The 725-nt window shown below is 62.2% G+C and carries 1 protein-coding gene; it reads right to left on the bottom strand.

The window, feature by feature from the left end; genetic code table 11:
- Positions 1-56: 56 nt before the first annotated feature.
- On the bottom strand, positions 57-725 hold a 669-nt coding region (gene cysD / locus ACPF7Z_RS19420), incomplete at its 5' end, for a sulfate adenylyltransferase subunit CysD (RefSeq protein WP_425194880.1).

The following is a 725-nucleotide window of genomic DNA, read 5'->3' as shown; positions in this document are numbered from 1 at the left end:
GATCAGGCTGGATTGGTGAGCCATTGGCGTTTTCCTTTAATCTGTCGCGTAGACGGCTAGAAATAGCCTTCTCTTTTCTTGCGTTCCATGCTGCCGGACTGGTCATGATCGATGGCCCGGCCACTGCGTTCACTGGTGCGGGTCAGGAGCATCTCCTGGATGATCTCGGGCAGCGTGGCGGCGGTGGATTCCACCGCGCCGGTCAGCGGGTAGCAGCCCAGGGTGCGAAAACGCACCCACTTCTCTTCCGGCACTTCTCCTTCCGCCAGCGGCAGGCGGTCGTCGTCGACCATGATCTGCATGCCATCGCGCTCGACCACCGGACGCGGCGCGGCGTAGTACAGCGGCACGATGGGGATCGATTCGAGGTAGATGTACTGCCAGATGTCGAGTTCGGTCCAGTTGGAGAGCGGGAAGACGCGGATCGATTCGCCCTTGTCGATGCGGGCGTTGTACAGGTTCCAAAGCTCCGGACGCTGGTTCTTGGGGTCCCAGCGATGGTGCTTGTCACGAAAGGAGTAGACCCGCTCCTTGGCCCGGGAGGCTTCCTCGTCCCGGCGCGCCCCGCCGAAGGCGGCATCGAAGCCGTACTTGTCCAGCGCCTGCTTGAGGGACTGGGTCTTCATGATGTCGGTGTACTTGGCGCTGCCATGCTCGAAGGGATTGATGCCCGCGGCCCGCCCTTCCTCGTTGATGTGTTCGATCAGCTCCATGCCCACCTCCGC

The sequence above is a fragment of the Halomonas sp. GXIMD04776 genome (assembly GCF_049808615.1).
Classification (GTDB): Bacteria; Pseudomonadota; Gammaproteobacteria; order Pseudomonadales; family Halomonadaceae; genus Modicisalibacter.
This window is presented reverse-complemented; position numbering and strand designations above follow the sequence as displayed.